Source organism: Acinetobacter pittii (genome assembly GCF_034067285.1).
In the GTDB taxonomy this organism is placed as follows: domain Bacteria; phylum Pseudomonadota; class Gammaproteobacteria; order Pseudomonadales; family Moraxellaceae; genus Acinetobacter; species Acinetobacter pittii_E.
Map to the genome: position 1 here is coordinate 3,111,878 of NZ_CP139286.1, position 16,712 is coordinate 3,128,589.

Sequence of the window (16,712 nt, forward strand, 5' to 3'; positions counted from 1 at the left end):
CCATCTTAAAACATTTGTTCATAAACCTCGGGTTGTAATATTTTTTTGGTCTGTTCTTTAGATAAATAAATATCTAGCTGTGGCGCCTCTTTAGTAATCTGGTTAGCCTGATAATGTAAGCCAACACCTTCACCATCAAAGAACCAATCTGCCTGTCCCCAATATAAAGTTTTTGGTGCTTCTTTTTTAATTTCAGCAGTCTGCTTTTTTAACCAGTCTTGATATGCCACTTGCACCATTTGATGCACAGCTGTTTGTTGATCCTTTTTTAAAACATCTAACAAAGTTAAGCTTTTATGTAGTTTCCGGTCGGCTACAAAAAAGTAATAACGATCTTTAATTGTGAGCTCTTCTTGCTTGGTATCAAGCCCTAATTGCAATAAAACGTATTGGTTACGCTGCGATGCAATACGGGTATGAAGATGCAATTCATAAGCTCGATTCTTTGAGTATTTATCTTGCCATTCATCCGACTTTTTAACATAGGCATTAATAGCCTGCTGCAAACTCAAGTCTTTTTTCAAATCAATTTGGTCTTGAATCACTTTGGCCTGACTTTTTGCGATCCAGTCATTTAGCCATGCATCTTGAGTCTTTATTGTTTGAATATCGACATCAATACAATTTTTCTTCTCACAAAATGGCAAAGCATAGTCAGCTTTTACTTGTTGTAAGTTAAGAAATGGGAGTACCTCAGCTTTCTCTATATTTTGAGTTTGGGTAGAAGCTGATTTGACCTGAGAGGATGATGAAGACTGAGTGCTTTTCCAGACAAAAAGACAAATCGCCAAAATTAATATGATTACTGCAACTAAAAGTGCAATAACTGTCTTTCTATTCAAATTCATTTCATCATCCTTTCTTATTTTTCAAAACAAAACAGCTTCTTTTCGAAGCTGTCTGTCAAATCTTAAAGATTAGTGTTCACGTGTATTACGGAACTGAATATCAGGCCAACGCTCTTGCATAATCTGTAAGTTCACACGACTTGGTGCAAGATAAGTTAAGTGACCGCCACCATCGATAGAAAGCTGATCATGCGCTTTTTTCTTAAATTCATTGAGAATCTTGTCATCATCACAATGAATCCAGCGAACTGTATTAACACTTACAGGCTCATAAACACAGTCAACTTTATATTCTTCTTTCAAACGGTAAGCAACGACATCAAACTGAAGCACCCCCACTGCACCCACAATCAAATCATTGCTAATTTGTGGCATAAATACCTGAGTTGCGCCTTCTTCAGACAACTCTTTCAAACCTTTTTGCAATTGTTTTGACTTTAATGGATCTTTCAAACGCACACGACGGAACATCTCCGGTGCGAAGTGAGGAATACCTGTAAAATGCAGATCTTCACCACTTGTGAAAGTATCACCAATTTGAATTGTGCCATGGTTATGTAAACCAATAATATCACCTGGCCACGCTTCTTCTAAGTGCTCACGCTCACCCGCAAGGAATGTCAATGCATCACTAATACGTACATCTTTACCGATACGTACGTGATTCATTTTTAAACCTTTCTCGTATTTACCTGAACAGATACGCATAAAGGCAATACGGTCACGGTGTTTCGGGTCCATATTTGCTTGAATCTTAAAGACGAAACCAGAAAACCCTTCTTCTTTCGCATCAACAACACGCTCTTGTGTTGGATGTGCTTTAGGTTCTGGTGCCCAATTCATAAATGCATCTAATACATGGTCAACACCGAAGTTACCTAACGCTGTACCGAATAGAACTGGAGTTTGTTTACCTTGTAAAAATAATTCGCGGTCTAAAGGTTCATTCGCCATTTGTACAAGTTCAAGTGACTCTTCAAAAGATGCCCAAGCCAGCTCACCGACTTTTTCACGGATATCTGCATGGTCATAACCATCGCGCACTTCAATATCTGTAATGGTTGAACCAAAACCTGCTTTGTAAACATACAATTTATTTTCAAGAATATTGTATACACCAGCAAAATCACGTCCCATCCCTAATGGCCATGTAATAGGTACACAGCGAATATTAAGGACATTTTCAATTTCATCGAGTAACTCAAGTGGTTCACGAATCTCACGGTCCATCTTGTTTACGAACGAAATGATAGGAGTGTCACGCATACGACAAACTTCCATCAATTTGATGGTGCGTTCTTCGACACCTTTTGCACCATCAATCACCATTAATGCAGAGTCAACTGCTGTTAGGGTACGATAAGTATCTTCAGAGAAGTCTTCATGTCCCGGTGTATCAAGTAAGTTAATGGTGTGACCTTTATAAGGAAACTGCATGACAGACGTGGTAATCGAAATTCCACGCTCTTTTTCCATTTCCATCCAGTCAGATGTAGCTGCGCGATCAGATTTACGGCTTTTTACCATCCCTGCAACCTGAATTGCTTTACCCCATAACAGTAATTTTTCTGTCATGGTGGTTTTACCGGCATCGGGGTGGGAAATGATGGCAAATGTGCGGCGTTGAGCAACCTGTGCCGCTAACTCATCTTTAAAACTCATGAAATACACCTACTGCGGAGATTGCAGTGCCAAAGACCTAAAGTCGATCAAAATAAAAATTGGCGTAATTGTAGCAGATTTATAGAACTGTTTAATGATTGTTGATAAGCCAAGAGCTACTCATAAGCTTTTTAGATCTTTTCAATTAAAAAAACCCACCTGTTGATAGATGGGCTTTGTTAAAACTTAATAGAATTGTTATGCCAGTTTCTTTTCTTCAATAAATTGAACATCTGCAATTTGTGCATCCCAGAACTCATTCCATAAAGCACAGTAATCAATACATAGCTTGGTTAAGCTCTCATAATCATCTTTTGTAATCGCTTGCGCTAATGCAAACCAAAGGTCATCTTGATGGTCATCATCAGCAGCCTCAGATGTTTCATCAGTAGATACACCATGTACATGGTAATAGCCACCACCTTCAACATCGATATTTACGAATTTGGTTGCTTGACGCAATGGTGGGCTAAAAAGAATGACTTCTTCCTCTGCAACGGCCAATAATGCTACGACCTTGATATAACTATCATAAGAAGACTCTAAGAATGATCTCACCTGATCTGCAAATTTTGACGGCTTATAATTACGACGGTCAAGCTCAGTTAAACCATAATCATTAAGTAGATCCTCATATAAAGGATAATGAGCGTATTCAGGGTTGCCCAAATAGTAATTATCTTTATCGAGTCCAGGACGAAAACCGAATTCATCAAGTATATTTAAACTTAATAACACCCTTGGAAACATTTTGGCTCCTGAATGGAGTTTAGGTTCCAATTGTTTTGTTAAAAACTGTGCTTGTAATAGAGCATCAGTAAAAATCTGCACAATCGCATGGCGATATTCTAAATGAATATGCGTCAACGTTGTCTTATCCAGATATCCACTGTTTAATAACTCGATTGCAGGATGCTTACAAACCGGCAAATCTGCAATTGTTTTTCTTAACTGTTGAAGAAATTGTAAATTTTCATCCCATTGTTTTGCAGGGATACTGTTTTTCATCCCCTGCAATGCTTTCTCTCTTGGATTATTAAAGTCTTCAAATTTTTTTAACATAATGATTCTCAGTAGAAAGTTGTTCTTATAGTTAAGTTATAGGTTTTCCCTTTATTTCAATTATGCATTCAATTGCTAAAATAAATTCCGCTCACCTATGCTTAACAAGTTGATACTATGTTTATTATCTCAACAAATCAACGGATTAATTAATAATATTTAAAAAAGTAAACTATTGCAAACCAAATATATAATATGTTGTTTTTTAAATTAACCAAGCTATTGAATAAATATAATTTTTTAAATACTATAAAATAAGTTTTATTTAAGCTTCTACACTTTACAATAGCAAAGTTAATCAAAAAACATCCGCGACGGGGAAACCAATGTCAAAAAGAGAAACTATTATAAGAACAGCTACCTCCCTCTTTAACCAAAAAAGCTATACGTCTATTGGTGTTGATCGTATTATTGCTGAATCTGGCGTTGCAAAAATGACTTTTTATAAATACTTTTCTTCTAAAGAAGTCTTAATTGAAGAATGTCTTTATAAAAGAAATTTAGAAATCCAAGATTCAATGTTGGAAAAAATTAACAACATTAACAACCCCTTACTTAGACTAAAAAAAATCTTTACTTGGTATATCGAATGGATCAACACATATGACTTTAATGGCTGCTTATTTAAGAAAGCGACTATCGAAGTCATGCAATTATATCCTTCTATCAAACATCAAATTAATGAGTACCGAGAGTGGATTTACGCATTAGTTTTTTCAGCCCTTTCAGAGTTGGAGGTTGAAAATACGAAAATTCTAACAGGACTTTTTCTTAACATTGTAGATGGAATTATTATTGATGGCACTATAAACAAAGAAAAGATTAATCCCGAAGAAACATGGTCTTATATAAATAAAATTATTGAGTTTGAAACAATCCGAGATTGTGCAACTATTTAATTTATAAATTAATTAAAATTTTATATTTTAATAAAAATAGAAGTTATTTTTATTTCGGTGGAGTCTACTCTCCAACTCCACCAAAAAATCTATTCAACTCCAAAAAATTAATATATTTATATTTTATAAAAATGAATAATTTTATTTAGTCCCATCTTCATTAATTCTAATTATTATATAAACTTCACAATACTTTATAATAATCCTTTTCACCTCTTATATTTTATAAAATACAAACATTAATTTATTAGTATTACTTTATACTTACAGTATACATTCATAAATTATTATATGTAAAATACTCAACCAATCGAGAAACTACTACTATTTATTAATACAAATATATAGGTGTGCTTTTAAAAGATAAATTTATTTTAATTAATTGTTCTTTAAAGAAAAATTTAAAAGCAAATTTGAGGTTTAAAAACCGATATAGAAAAGATTAAGCGAAATGGGCGCCTTGGGTCTCAATGAGCTGATCAACCTGAACAGGCATACCTAATAAATAACCCTGAAATTGCTGACAACCTAAACGAGTCAAAATCTCAACCTGCTGTTGAGTTTCTACTCCTTCGGCAGTTACGGTTAAACCCAACTTTTTAGCTAAATGAATAATACTTTCTAGAATCACTTCTTCTTTAGAACCTGGCTTTAAATCGACAATAAAGCCGCGATCAATTTTCAATTCATCTACTGGTAAATCTTTTAAATACAAGAAACTCGAATGCCCAGTTCCAAAGTCGTCAATTGCAACTCGAATGCCCATGTCTCGCAGTCGCTCACAGGCTCGAATACTTAAATCAATATGCCGCATTGCTGTTGATTCAGTAATCTCAACAATTAAGTGATGAGGTTGAATTTGATATTTTTTTAACAATGCTTCGAGTGTACTAAATAACTTTTTATTTTCAAATTGCAGTGCCGACAGATTCACTGCAACTGGATAAAATGGCGTATTACTGCGTTCCCATTCCTGAATTTGCAGGCAAGCTTGTTCAAGTGCCCAATATCCCATTGGAATGATCAAACCTGTTTTTTCTGCACCCTCTATGAACATATGTGGGGTGAGTATTCCTAAAGCTGGATGATTCCAACGGATTAATGCTTCCACGCCGCACACTTCAAGATTCGTATTAAATTTTGGTTGGTAATATAAGATGAATTGCTTTTCTTCTACGGCTTTATAAAGATCATTGATCAGTTTTGACTGGCTTCTTGTTTCTTGTTGATGAGTTGAATAACTGAAAATGGTGTAAGTATTCCGGCCCTGCTCTTTAGACATGAGCATCGCGGCATCAGCGTTCATGAGTAAGTCTTGAACATTTTGTCCATGCTCAGGAAAGAGTGCTACTCCTAAACTCGCAGAAATATTAATTTCTTTACCAGAAATCTGATAACTTTCCTGAATCAACTGTAAAACTTTCTCGGCCAACACAACAGCTTCATCTGCATTGGTATTTTCTGCAATAAGCAAAAACTCATCGCCACCAATTCTAAGTAGTTTACATTTCTCATTGAGTTGCCAGTGTAAACGATTTGCCATTTGAATGAGGAGTTGGTCACCTACATGATGCCCAAATGCATCATTCACTGATTTAAAACGGTCTAAATCAATATATAAAAAAGCAATTTTTTGATCTTTATATCGATGATCTGAAAGCAATACTTCAGCATAATCAACTAAATAAAGGCGATTTGGCAGCTTGGTTAAATTGTCTTGTATAGATAAATTAGCTAATTCTTTATTTGCTTTGCGCAATTCTAAATTTTGTTGCATGAGGCGTTGTTCTAACATTGCCACAATAAAACTTGCTACGAGTACCAAACAGGTGACTAGAATAATTGTAAATAGTAATAAGTCATGTTCAGCCTGATATTGGCTAATAAATTTATCAGTAATATTCGTCGCAATAAGAGCAGTATAGTGCATCCCCATGATGCTTAAGGTCATCATTATCGAAAATGCGATTTTTAAGGTTAAGCGATATCGTTCGGTATCTTTTAATTTATAGGCGAGTAAAAACGCTAACCCCGAACCACTCATTGCAATTAATACAGAAAATAAGAGTAAGAACGAAGTGTAATCTTTTTTATAAACATTAATATTCCAGCCCAACATGCTAATGTAATATGAAGCTGAAATTCCAATTCCCATAATAATCGAACTCAAAATGAGTCTAAATAAAGGAAGTGTAAAACGTGAAGTCAACCACATCGCAATGCAAGATAACAATGCACTAATGGCATAAGAAATGACAATTAAAGGAATATTCGAGTTGGCTGTATCAAACAGATGATAAGCTTGTATGCCAACAATATGAACAATACTAATTGCTAAAGCGAGTAGCAATCCATTAATGAATAAAATTAAGGATTCAAACTTTTTATAGAGTTGCTTGAATATTAGCTGCTCCATGGAAATTACAATATAGCAAGTGAGGCCAGCTGCAATAAAAGAGCCGACGATCATTGTGCTATCGTAATCAACATGACCCATATTGGACTTCCATGATTATTCAATACTTTTTTTTATTTTGTTCAACTCATTGCCCAAAATACAATTAAACATGTTAAAGAAATTTTAGTAAATTTGACTTATTCAGTCAGTTATAAACAATAACATTATCTATCTTTTGGTCAAGTATTTTTTACTTTATAAATCAATAAAGTAAATAAAAACCAAGCAGCCAATTATATGAAAAATATAGAATTTATTTAATCTATTCAAGACGACCTAATCACAATTGTAGCATTCAAATAAAAAAATAATATAAATAAAGAACCCTGCTTTAAGCAGGGTTCTTTTGAAGCATTAGAAAAGGAAAATTAGTTCTTTTCTTTATCTACGATTTTGTTTGCTTGGATCCATGGCATCATTGCACGTAACTTATTACCAGTTACTTCAATACCATGTGCAGCATTTTGACGACGACGAGCAGTCATAGATGGGTAATTTAATGCACCCTCTTGAATGAACATCTTCGCGTATTCGCCAGATTGAATACGTTTTAATGCATTACGCATCGCTTCACGAGACTGCTCGTTGATTACTTCAGTACCCGTTACATATTCACCGTACTCAGCATTGTTAGATACTGAGTAGTTCATGTCAGCGATACCACCTTCGAACATTAAGTCAACGATCAATTTAAGCTCGTGTAAACATTCGAAGTAAGCCATTTCAGGTGCATAACCAGCTTCAACTAAAGTTTCGAAGCCCATTTTCACAAGTTCAACTGCACCACCACAAAGAACTGCTTGCTCACCGAATAAGTCAGTTTCAGTTTCTTCACGGAATGAAGTTTCGATAATACCTGTACGGCCGCCACCTACGCCAGAAGCATAAGAAAGAGCAACGTTACGTGCATTACCAGAAGCATCTTGATGAATTGCGATTAGATCAGGAACACCTGAACCACGTTGGTATTCAGAACGAACTGTGTGACCAGGTGCTTTAGGAGCAACCATGATTACATCTAAGTCTTTACGTGGAACAACTTGGTTATAAAGAATTGAGAAACCATGAGCAAATGCTAAAGTTGCACCTTCTTTGATGTTTGGCTCAATCACGTCACGGTAAAGTTGTGATTGGAATTCATCTGGAGTCAAAATCATTACGAGGTCAGCTTGCTTAACTGCAGCAGGAACTTCTGCAACTTTAAGACCAGCATTTTCAGCTTTCTTCCAAGAAGCTGAACCTGCACGTAAACCTACAGTTACGTCTACGCCTGAGTCTTTAAGGTTAAGTGCATGAGCATGACCTTGAGAACCGTAACCAATAATCGCTACTTTCTTGCCTTGGATGATTGATAAGTCACAGTCTTTATCGTAAAAAATTTGCATTTGTGTTCTCCGCTAAAATACTTTTTAAAAAATTAAATGGCTAATACTTTTTCGCCACGGGCGATACCAGATACACCTGAACGAACGACTTCTAGAATAGTGTTTTCTGCAAGCGCATCGATAAAACCATCTAATTTTTCAGTTGTCCCTGCTATTTGAATGGTATAGGTAGTTGGGGTCACGTCTACAATTTGCGCACGGAAAATATCCGCTGTACGCTTAATTTCAGCACGTGAAGCACCTAACGCTTTTACTTTAATCAACATCAGTTCACGCTCAATGTGCGAACCTTCTGATAAATCTACTACTTTTACAACTTCAACAAGTTTGTTGAGCTGCTTTGTAATCTGTTCAATCTTATGGTCATCACCATAAGTGGTTAACGTCAAACGTGATAACGTAGGGTCTTCGGTTGGAGCTACATTCAACGTCTCAATGTTGTAGTTACGTTGACTGAATAAACCCACCAAACGAGAAAGCGCACCAGCTTCGTTTTCAACGAGTACAGAAATAATATGTCTCATTATGTACGCTCCCCTTTACCTAACCACATATCCTTCATAGACTGACCTGCGATCAGCATTGGATAAACATGTTCCGTGCGATCAACCATGACGTTAATGAATACACACTTATCATTAATAGCCATTGCTTCAGCAAGCTTTGACTCTAGTTCATCAGCATGATCAATCTGAATACCCACATGACCATAAGCTTCCATCAATTTGCCAAAATCAGGCAATGATTCAACATATGAGCTTGAGTGACGGCCTTCATAGTTCATATCTTGCCACTGTTTAACCATACCTAAAGCACGGTTATTCAAGCATAAGATCTTCACGTTCATACCGTATTGCTTACAGGTTGAAAGCTCTTGAATACACATTTGTATTGAAGCTTCACCAGTAATACAAACCACTTGTTGATCAGGGAAAGCAAGCTTTGCCGCCATTGCATAAGGTAAACCTACGCCCATGGTGCCCAAACCGCCTGAGTTAATCCATTGACGAGGACGTTTGTACTTGTAGTACAACGCACCAAACATTTGGTGTTGACCCACATCTGAAGTAATGATGGCATCACCATTGGTCGCTTTATATAAAGCTTCAACAACTTGCTGTGGCTTCATTGTGCCATCAGTCGGTGTTTCGAACTTCAAGCCATGGACTTTACGCCATTCATTAATTTGATCCCACCATGCAGCAATTGCTTCAGGGTTTGGCTTAGACACATTCAATTGTTTCAATTGCGTCAACATTTCCTGAAGTACAGGCTCAACTGCCCCTACAATTGGAATGTGCGCCATAATTGTTTTTGAAATGCTCGCCGGATCAATATCAATATGAATAACTTTGGCATTCAAACAGAATTTTGCAGGATTATTAGTTACTCGGTCATCAAAACGAGCACCTACAGCAAGAATGACATCAGCATTATGCATAGTCATATTTGCTTCATAAGTCCCATGCATACCTAACATGCCAATGAACTGTGGATCATCACCAGGGAAGCCACCAAGGCCCATAAGTGTGTTAGTCACTGGGTAACCGAGTAAATGAGCAAGTTCAGTCAATAATGCTGATGCATTACCTTGAACAACACCACCACCCGTATAAATTACAGGACGTTTTGCACTTAAAAGCTCATCAATCGCTTTACGAATTTGACCAGAATGACCACGTGAAGGTGGCTGATAAGAACGCATCTTCACTTTTTCAGGATATTCGTACGCAAATTTTTCTGCAGGATTAGTCGCATCTTTCGGAATATCGACGACAACAGGGCCAGGACGACCACTTGATGCGATATAAAATGCTTTTTTGATAATTGCAGGAATTTCACTTGCGTGACGAACTTGGAAACTATGTTTCACGATCGGACGTGAAATACCTACCATGTCAGTTTCTTGGAAAGCGTCTTCACCAATAAGATGTGATGCAACCTGGCCAGACAAAATCACCATTGGGATTGAGTCCATATAAGCTGTTGCAATTGGAGTCACAGTATTAGTTGCGCCAGGTCCAGAAGTGACCAGTACTACGCCAGTCTTACCTGTAGCACGCGAGTAAGCATCTGCCATATGACCAGCAGCTTGTTCATGACGTACGAGGTAATGATTAATTTTGTCTTGTTGAAATAGCGCATCATAAATATGTAATACAGCGCCGCCTGGATAACCAAAAACATGTTCAACGCCTTCGTCCGCAAGAGCACGAACGAGCATTTCACCACCAGATAAAAGTTCCAACGTGATTCACCCTAAAATCTTTATCACTATTTATGGAAGGCACAAATAGTGTTTCATTCATTGAATTGTCTGCACTGTTATAGCACACATATTGTCTAGTTTTCGTTGCAATAGAAAAATTTCTGTTTTTCAGCCGTATAAGCTTTTTTAACATTAATAAAGCATGTCTGGATATACATACTTTAAGTAAAATCAATCTCTCGGCTAGAGAGAATGTCTATTACAAAACATGACGGTTATTCGAAGGGTGATCAAATAATCGCATATAAAACTAAAGGAAGCATTTTTGTTGTTTAATTCACTAAAGTCAAGATTAAAGAAACACTTTTCTATGATTATTTTTTAACTGACTATTTTTTCATCTTATTTGATTTTTCCACTTTTCTTTTTTTATGTCTGCCCTACTTTTTTCAGGTTTATTCCTGTTTAATTTTTAACGGAAAATAAATCCATCCCAAAACTGCATTTTTGTCGATTTTGCGCTATGCTGTGCAACAATCTTTAATATCAATTTTTGTTGTATAGCTTACGTCTATGACTATTTCTCACATTGACCCCGAATATCAAGCAAACACGATTGAACCATCAGTTCAACAAGATTGGGAAAATCGTAAAGTCTTTAAAGTTGCCGACACTGTCGAAGGTAAACATCGCTACATCCTGTCAATGTTTCCTTACCCAAGTGGCAAGCTGCATATGGGGCATGTGCGTAACTATACAATTGGTGATGTGATTAGCCGTTTTTACCGTTTAAAAGGTGAAACTGTATTACAACCAATGGGTTGGGATGCATTCGGTTTACCGGCGGAAAACGCTGCAATTGCCCATAAAGTTGCTCCGGCAAAATGGACATTTGAAAACATTGCCTACATGCGTGACCAATTAAAAAAATTAGGTCTATCTGTAGACTGGGATCGCGAATTTGCAACTTGTACACCAGAGTATTATCACTGGGAACAATGGTTATTTGTTCAGCTTTATAAAAAAGGCCTCATCTACCGCAAGCTTTCAACAGTAAACTGGGATCCGGTTGATCAAACAGTTTTAGCAAACGAGCAAGTTGAAAATGGTCGTGGCTGGCGCTCAGGTGCATTGGTCGAAAAACGCGATATTCCAATGTACTACTTCCGTATTACGGACTATGCACAAGAATTACTAGACGATCTTGACACTTTACAGGACGGCTGGCCTCAACAAGTGTTGACCATGCAACGTAACTGGATTGGTCGCTCTACAGGCATGGAAATTACTTTCCCATCTGCCAATACCGAAATTTATGCTGATGGCTTAACTGTTTATACAACACGTGCTGACACGCTTATGGGTGTGACTTATGTTGCTGTTGCGGCAGAACACCCTCTTGCGCTTAAAGCTGCTGAAAACAACCCTGAATTGGCTGCATTTATTGAAGAATGCCGCATGGGTTCAGTTGCAGAAGCGGACTTGGCAACAGCCGAGAAAAAAGGCATGGCAACAGGTTTGTTTGTAAAGCACCCTGTAACTGGTGAAGAGCTTCCTGTCTGGATCGCAAACTACGTATTAATGTCTTATGGTTCTGGCGCAGTCATGGCTGTACCGGCACATGACGAACGTGATTTTGAATTTGCCAACAAATTCAATTTGCCAATTAAACAAGTGATTGATGCCAAAGGTGCTGACGATGCAGACTACTCTGCAACTGAATGGCAAGAATGGTACGGTTCTAAAGAAGGTAAACTTGTTAATTCAGGTGAGTTTGACGGTTTAGAGTTCCAAGCTGCTTTCGATGCATTCCTTGCAAAATTAGAACCACAAGGTTTAGCAAATTCTAAAGTTCAATTCCGTTTACGTGACTGGGGTGTTTCTCGTCAACGTTACTGGGGTTGTCCAATTCCAATGATTAACTGTGATACTTGTGGTCAAGTCACAGTTCCAGAAGACCAGCTTCCGGTTGTATTACCAACTGACGTTGTTCCAGATGGTTCAGGTAACCCATTAAATAAAATGCCTGAATTCTATGAAACTAAATGTCCTTGCTGTGGTGGCGATGCACGCCGTGAAACAGATACTTTAGATACATTTGTAGAGTCATCTTGGTACTACGCACGCTATGCTTCTCCAGACTTTACTGGTGGTATGGTTAAACCTGAAGCAGCTCAAAACTGGCTTCCTGTAAACCAATACATTGGTGGTGTTGAGCACGCGATTCTTCACTTACTTTATGCACGTTTCTTCCACAAATTAATGCGTGATGAAGGTGTCGTACAAGGTAATGAACCATTTACCAACTTGTTAACTCAAGGCATGGTACTTGCAGATACATTCTATCGTGAAGCAGAAAATGGTAAGAAAACTTGGTTTAACCCTGCTGACATCGAATTAGAGCGTGACGAAAAAGGTCGCATCATTTCTGCGAAATATTCAGGTGACGGTCAAGAAGTGATTATCGGCGGACAAGAAAAAATGTCTAAGTCGAAAAATAACGGTATTGACCCACAAGCGATTATTGATCAATACGGCGCAGATACAGCACGTGTATTCATGATGTTTGCTGCTCCACCAGATCAATCTTTAGAATGGTCTGATGCAGGTGTTGAAGGAGCAAATCGTTTCTTGAAACGTGTATGGCGTCTTGTAGCAAGCTTCCTTGAAAAAGGTAACCAAACCTCTACGATTGATGCAGCTAACTTATCTAAAGATGCTCAAGATTTACGTCGTAAGACTCACGAAACTATTCAAAAAGTAAGTGATGACATTGAACGTCGCCATGCATTCAACACTGCAATTGCTGCTTTGATGGAATTGTTAAATGCAAGCAATAAGTTTGAAGCAAAAGACGACAACGACGTTGCTGTAGAACGTGAAGCGATTACCACACTGTTAACTTTACTTGCTCCATTTGCACCACATTTAAGTCAAACATTATTGGCTCAGTTTGGTACAGATGTGACAGAGGCAACATTCCCCGAAGTCGATGCTGCTGCATTAACTCGCAATACCCAAACGATTGTTGTACAGGTTAACGGTAAACTTCGCGGTAAACTTGAAGTTTCTGTTGATATTTCTAAAGAAGATCTATTAGCTCAAGCTAAAGCTTTACCAGAAGTTCAACAATTCTTAACAGGACCAACAAAGAAAGAAATTGTGGTTCCAAATAAATTAGTTAACCTCGTGGTTTAATTAAAGTTATTAATGAGAGGATCAAGCATGCACTTTGCCAAACGTTTAGCCGCTGTTGTTTTGACCTTAGGCCTTAGTGCAGGCTTAGTCGGGTGTGGCTTTCATTTAAAAGGAAGCAACCCGACTGCAACTCCGCTTGTTTATAAAAAATTAAGCCTTGAGTTACCAGCAAAAACTGATGACTTGGAAACGCAGTTAAAAGTATATTTAGCTGCAAATGGTGTTCAACTCAGCAATGATAACGATGCTTACGTACTCCGTGTTTTAGAGTACACTCCACGTCGTCAGCTTTTAAACGGTAAATTAACGGAAGTATTATTACGTTTAACTGTAACCTTCCAGATTGAAGACCGTCAGGGTAATAAAATTACAGAACCACGTTCGTTAACTGCATCTCGTAGTTATCAATATGATCTTGCAACGGTTAATACCGAAAATCAGCAAGAATCTTATTTGCAGCGTATTGTGATTGATGACATTGCACAGCAAATTACTCGTCAGATTTCAGCAAACCGTTTACCAAAAGCTCAGCCTTAATCTTTATTTTTTACCAGCAATGAAAATTGACTATTTACAAGCCTTGAAACGCATTCCGGAAGCACGGGGTGCGTGGATTTTACACGGCCAAGAACCTTTGCTGGAACAAAATTTATTAGATACTTTTCGTAAAAGTTGGCAACAACAAGAAGTTGAAAGACAGCGCTATGATATTAGTAGCGTGAGCGACTGGAAAAATGTTTTTAATGCACTTAACAGCTTATCTTTATTTTCTCAGCAGCTCGCAATTGAAGTACATGGCAATATAAAACCTGATGCAAATGGATTAAAACAACTTAAAAGTTATATCCAGCATAATGAAACTAACCTACTTTTAATTGTTTTACCTAAGCAAGATAGTAGTAGTTTAAAGTCTGCTTTTTTCCAAGTTGTTGAAGCAAATGGTGTTGTCGTTGCCCTAACCGCAAACTATCCGCAAGACCGTCAAAGAATTTTATCTGTTGAAGCAGAAAAACTTGAAATTCAACTCGACAATGACGCTTGGCAATGGCTCATGCAACATCACGAGCACAACTTGCTTGCAGCTAAAAATAGCTTGATGCGTGTAAGAGACACTTTTCCAGACCAACAACTGATTCAAATTGAACAGTTATATGCTTGTCTACAAGATCAATCTCGTTACACCACTTACGATTTAAGCGATGCCTTATTAGAAGGTAATCTCGCTCAATCCATTAAAATTTTTCAATATTTAATTGCTGCTGGCGAACCAGAAAGTCTGATTTTATGGACTTTAAGTAAAGAAATGCGTTTATTGATGCAATTATTTGAGCAGCCCCATAATGCCTTACAACTTGGCATCTGGAAAACCAAAGTCAGCTTATATCAACAAGCGTTAAGAAGATTAAATCCTCAACAATTTTTAGGCTGGTCTACCCTTCTATTGCAAATTGATGCGGCAATTAAAGGAATGTCAAATGAAAATGCCCAACATTTAATGCAGCAAGCGATTGCTGAATTATGTGGAAAAACATTATTTATACAGTAATTCGGCCGAATCATTTTTCTTCATTCTTGAATTATCATAAAAATTCACGTTTTATCCTCATTTCGCTTTTATACTCAATTAAATTTTAAACTTTTCGACCTCTCACCATGCCAAAAATAAAGCCAATCAAACTTGTTATTATCATCGTCTGTATAGCAATTATTGCTGTATTAGCTTGGAAGTTTTTAAAACCTAAACAGCAACAGCCTCAATATATTACTGCTGAGGTGACGCGTGGGGATATTGAAAATAATGTACTTGCGACAGGTACACTTGATGCAACCAAACTCATTAGCGTAGGTGCGCAGGTATCTGGTCAGGTTAAAAAGATGTATGTGCAGTTGGGTGATCAAGTTAAGCAAGGTCAACTTATTGCTCAAATTGACTCAACAACCCAAGAAAACAGCCTAAAAACTTCTGATGCAAACATTAAAAATTTAGAAGCACAGCGTCTTCAACAAGTTGCATCTTTAAATGAGAAACAACTTGAATACCGCCGTCAGCAACAAATGTATGCGCAAGATGCAACGCCGCGTGCAGATTTAGAATCGGCTGAGGCAAGCTATAAAACAGCTCAGGCGCAAATTAAAGCATTAGATGCACAAATCGAATCTGCCAAAGTGACAAAATCTACGGCTCAAACCAATATTGGTTATACACGTATTGTTGCTCCAACTGATGGAACGGTAGTCGCGATTGTGACCGAAGAAGGCCAAACCGTAAACGCAAACCAAAGTGCACCGACCATCGTTAAAATTGCAAAACTACAAAACATGACGATTAAGGCACAAGTCAGTGAAGCTGACATTATGAAAGTTGAAAAAGGGCAACAGGTCTACTTTACAACTCTAGGCGATGACACCAAACGCTATGCAACATTACGCCAGATTGAGCCTGCTCCTGACTCAATTTCGAGCGAATCAACAAGTAATACAAGTTCAACGACCAGTTCGGCTGTCTACTATAATGCCTTATTCGATGTGCCAAATACCGATGGTAAACTGCGTATTGATATGACTGCACAAGTTTATATCGTATTAAATTCAGCTAAAAATGCTTTATTGGTTCCATCTTCTGCTTTAAGTACTAAACAATTTTCTGGTCAAAGAAAATCCGGTCAGTCATCTGAGAAAGCAAGTTCTACCCCAAGTACAGAACGCAAACATCAAGGTAATGGTGCTCGTTTAGAACGCTTAAATTTAACTGCTGAACAAAAACAACTGGTTGAACAAGGTAAAGCAACGCTAAGCGTAGTACGTATTTTACAAGCAGATGGTACAACCAAACCGACTCAAATTTTGGTGGGTATTAATAACCGGGTAAATGCGCAAGTTCTTGCTGGATTAAAACAAGGTGACCAAGTTGTAATTGCTGATAGCTCAGATACTTCTGCTGCTTCTGCAAATAGTGGTAATAACCGTCGCCGTGGCCCAATGGGAATGTAA

At 37.5% G+C, this 16,712-nt stretch carries 12 protein-coding genes; 5 read left to right on the forward strand and 7 right to left on the reverse strand.

What is annotated here, in order from left to right:
• Nucleotides 1-5 precede the first annotated feature (5 nt).
• The 3 genes from SOI81_RS14685 to SOI81_RS14695 form a co-directional block, all read right to left on the reverse strand.
• Nucleotides 6-848, reverse strand: coding sequence for a hypothetical protein (locus SOI81_RS14685; RefSeq protein WP_320540945.1), 843 nt, complete (start codon nt 846-848; stop codon nt 6-8).
• Nucleotides 849-917: 69 nt separating this feature from the next.
• Nucleotides 918-2,510: a peptide chain release factor 3 gene (prfC, locus tag SOI81_RS14690; protein WP_016142208.1), complete on the reverse strand. Its 1,593-nt coding sequence runs from the start codon at nt 2,508-2,510 to the stop codon at nt 918-920.
• 198 nt (nt 2,511-2,708) lie between these two features.
• Nucleotides 2,709-3,572, reverse strand: coding sequence for a hypothetical protein (locus tag SOI81_RS14695; RefSeq protein ID WP_239974819.1), 864 nt, complete (start codon nt 3,570-3,572; stop codon nt 2,709-2,711).
• 326 nt (nt 3,573-3,898) lie between these two features.
• Between SOI81_RS14695 and SOI81_RS14700 the strand changes: the two genes are divergently transcribed.
• Nucleotides 3,899-4,471 (forward strand): TetR/AcrR family transcriptional regulator, encoded by a 573-nt coding sequence (locus tag SOI81_RS14700; RefSeq protein WP_239974820.1) that lies wholly within the window; start codon nt 3,899-3,901, stop codon nt 4,469-4,471.
• Nucleotides 4,472-4,913: 442 nt separating this feature from the next.
• On the opposite strand, the gene SOI81_RS14705 is transcribed toward SOI81_RS14700, so the two are convergent.
• The 4 genes from SOI81_RS14705 to ilvI form a co-directional block, all read right to left on the reverse strand.
• Nucleotides 4,914-6,968 carry a GGDEF domain-containing phosphodiesterase gene (locus tag SOI81_RS14705; RefSeq protein ID WP_239974821.1) on the reverse strand — a complete coding sequence of 685 codons (2,055 nt, stop codon included), beginning with the start codon at nt 6,966-6,968 and terminating at the stop codon, nt 4,914-4,916.
• A gap of 329 nt (nt 6,969-7,297) precedes the next feature.
• A complete protein-coding gene (gene ilvC, locus SOI81_RS14710) occupies nt 7,298-8,314 on the reverse strand; it encodes a ketol-acid reductoisomerase (protein ID WP_057075715.1) in 1,017 nt (338 codons plus the stop codon).
• Between the two features lie 32 nt (nt 8,315-8,346).
• Nucleotides 8,347-8,838, reverse strand: a complete 492-nt coding sequence (gene ilvN, locus SOI81_RS14715) for an acetolactate synthase small subunit (protein ID WP_001215920.1) — start codon at nt 8,836-8,838, stop codon at nt 8,347-8,349.
• On the reverse strand, nt 8,838-10,562 hold the full coding sequence (gene ilvI, locus SOI81_RS14720; RefSeq protein WP_016142213.1) for an acetolactate synthase 3 large subunit: 1,725 nt from the start codon (nt 10,560-10,562) through the stop codon (nt 8,838-8,840). Before ilvI ends, ilvN begins: the two co-directional genes overlap by 1 nt.
• Nucleotides 10,563-11,096: 534 nt before the next feature.
• On the opposite strand from ilvI, the gene leuS reads away from it, so the two are divergent.
• From leuS to macA, 4 genes are all read left to right on the forward strand, one after another.
• Nucleotides 11,097-13,721 carry a leucine--tRNA ligase gene (gene leuS / locus SOI81_RS14725; RefSeq protein WP_320540946.1) on the forward strand — a complete coding sequence of 875 codons (2,625 nt, stop codon included), beginning with the start codon at nt 11,097-11,099 and terminating at the stop codon, nt 13,719-13,721.
• A 27-nt stretch (nt 13,722-13,748) separates the two neighbouring features.
• Entirely contained in the window at nt 13,749-14,258 is a 510-nt protein-coding gene (lptE, locus tag SOI81_RS14730) for an LPS assembly lipoprotein LptE (RefSeq protein ID WP_032054413.1), read from the forward strand.
• 19 nt (nt 14,259-14,277) lie between these two features.
• Nucleotides 14,278-15,267: a DNA polymerase III subunit delta gene (gene holA, locus SOI81_RS14735; RefSeq protein ID WP_224992285.1), complete on the forward strand. Its 990-nt coding sequence runs from the start codon at nt 14,278-14,280 to the stop codon at nt 15,265-15,267.
• A 107-nt stretch (nt 15,268-15,374) separates the two neighbouring features.
• Complete coding sequence (gene macA / locus SOI81_RS14740; RefSeq protein WP_239974824.1) at nt 15,375-16,712, forward strand: MacA family efflux pump subunit; 1,338 nt, start codon at nt 15,375-15,377, stop codon at nt 16,710-16,712.

Bases quoted from the DNA above. Each gene is read 5' to 3' on its own strand.
- SOI81_RS14685 (WP_320540945.1), bottom strand. From the start codon at position 848: ATGAATTTGAATAGAAAGACAGTTATTGCACTTTTAGTTGCAGTAATC.
- ilvC (WP_057075715.1), bottom strand. From the start codon at position 8,314: ATGCAAATTTTTTACGATAAAGACTGTGACTTATCAATCATCCAAGGC.
- SOI81_RS14705 (WP_239974821.1), bottom strand. From the start codon at position 6,968: ATGGGTCATGTTGATTACGATAGCACAATGATCGTCGGCTCTTTTATT.
- holA (WP_224992285.1), top strand. From the start codon at position 14,278: ATGAAAATTGACTATTTACAAGCCTTGAAACGCATTCCGGAAGCACGG.
- SOI81_RS14700 (WP_239974820.1), top strand. From the start codon at position 3,899: ATGTCAAAAAGAGAAACTATTATAAGAACAGCTACCTCCCTCTTTAAC.
- ilvN (WP_001215920.1), bottom strand. From the start codon at position 8,838: ATGAGACATATTATTTCTGTACTCGTTGAAAACGAAGCTGGTGCGCTT.
- lptE (WP_032054413.1), top strand. From the start codon at position 13,749: ATGCACTTTGCCAAACGTTTAGCCGCTGTTGTTTTGACCTTAGGCCTT.
- prfC (WP_016142208.1), bottom strand. From the start codon at position 2,510: ATGAGTTTTAAAGATGAGTTAGCGGCACAGGTTGCTCAACGCCGCACA.
- SOI81_RS14695 (WP_239974819.1), bottom strand. From the start codon at position 3,572: ATGTTAAAAAAATTTGAAGACTTTAATAATCCAAGAGAGAAAGCATTG.
- macA (WP_239974824.1), top strand. From the start codon at position 15,375: ATGCCAAAAATAAAGCCAATCAAACTTGTTATTATCATCGTCTGTATA.
- leuS (WP_320540946.1), top strand. From the start codon at position 11,097: ATGACTATTTCTCACATTGACCCCGAATATCAAGCAAACACGATTGAA.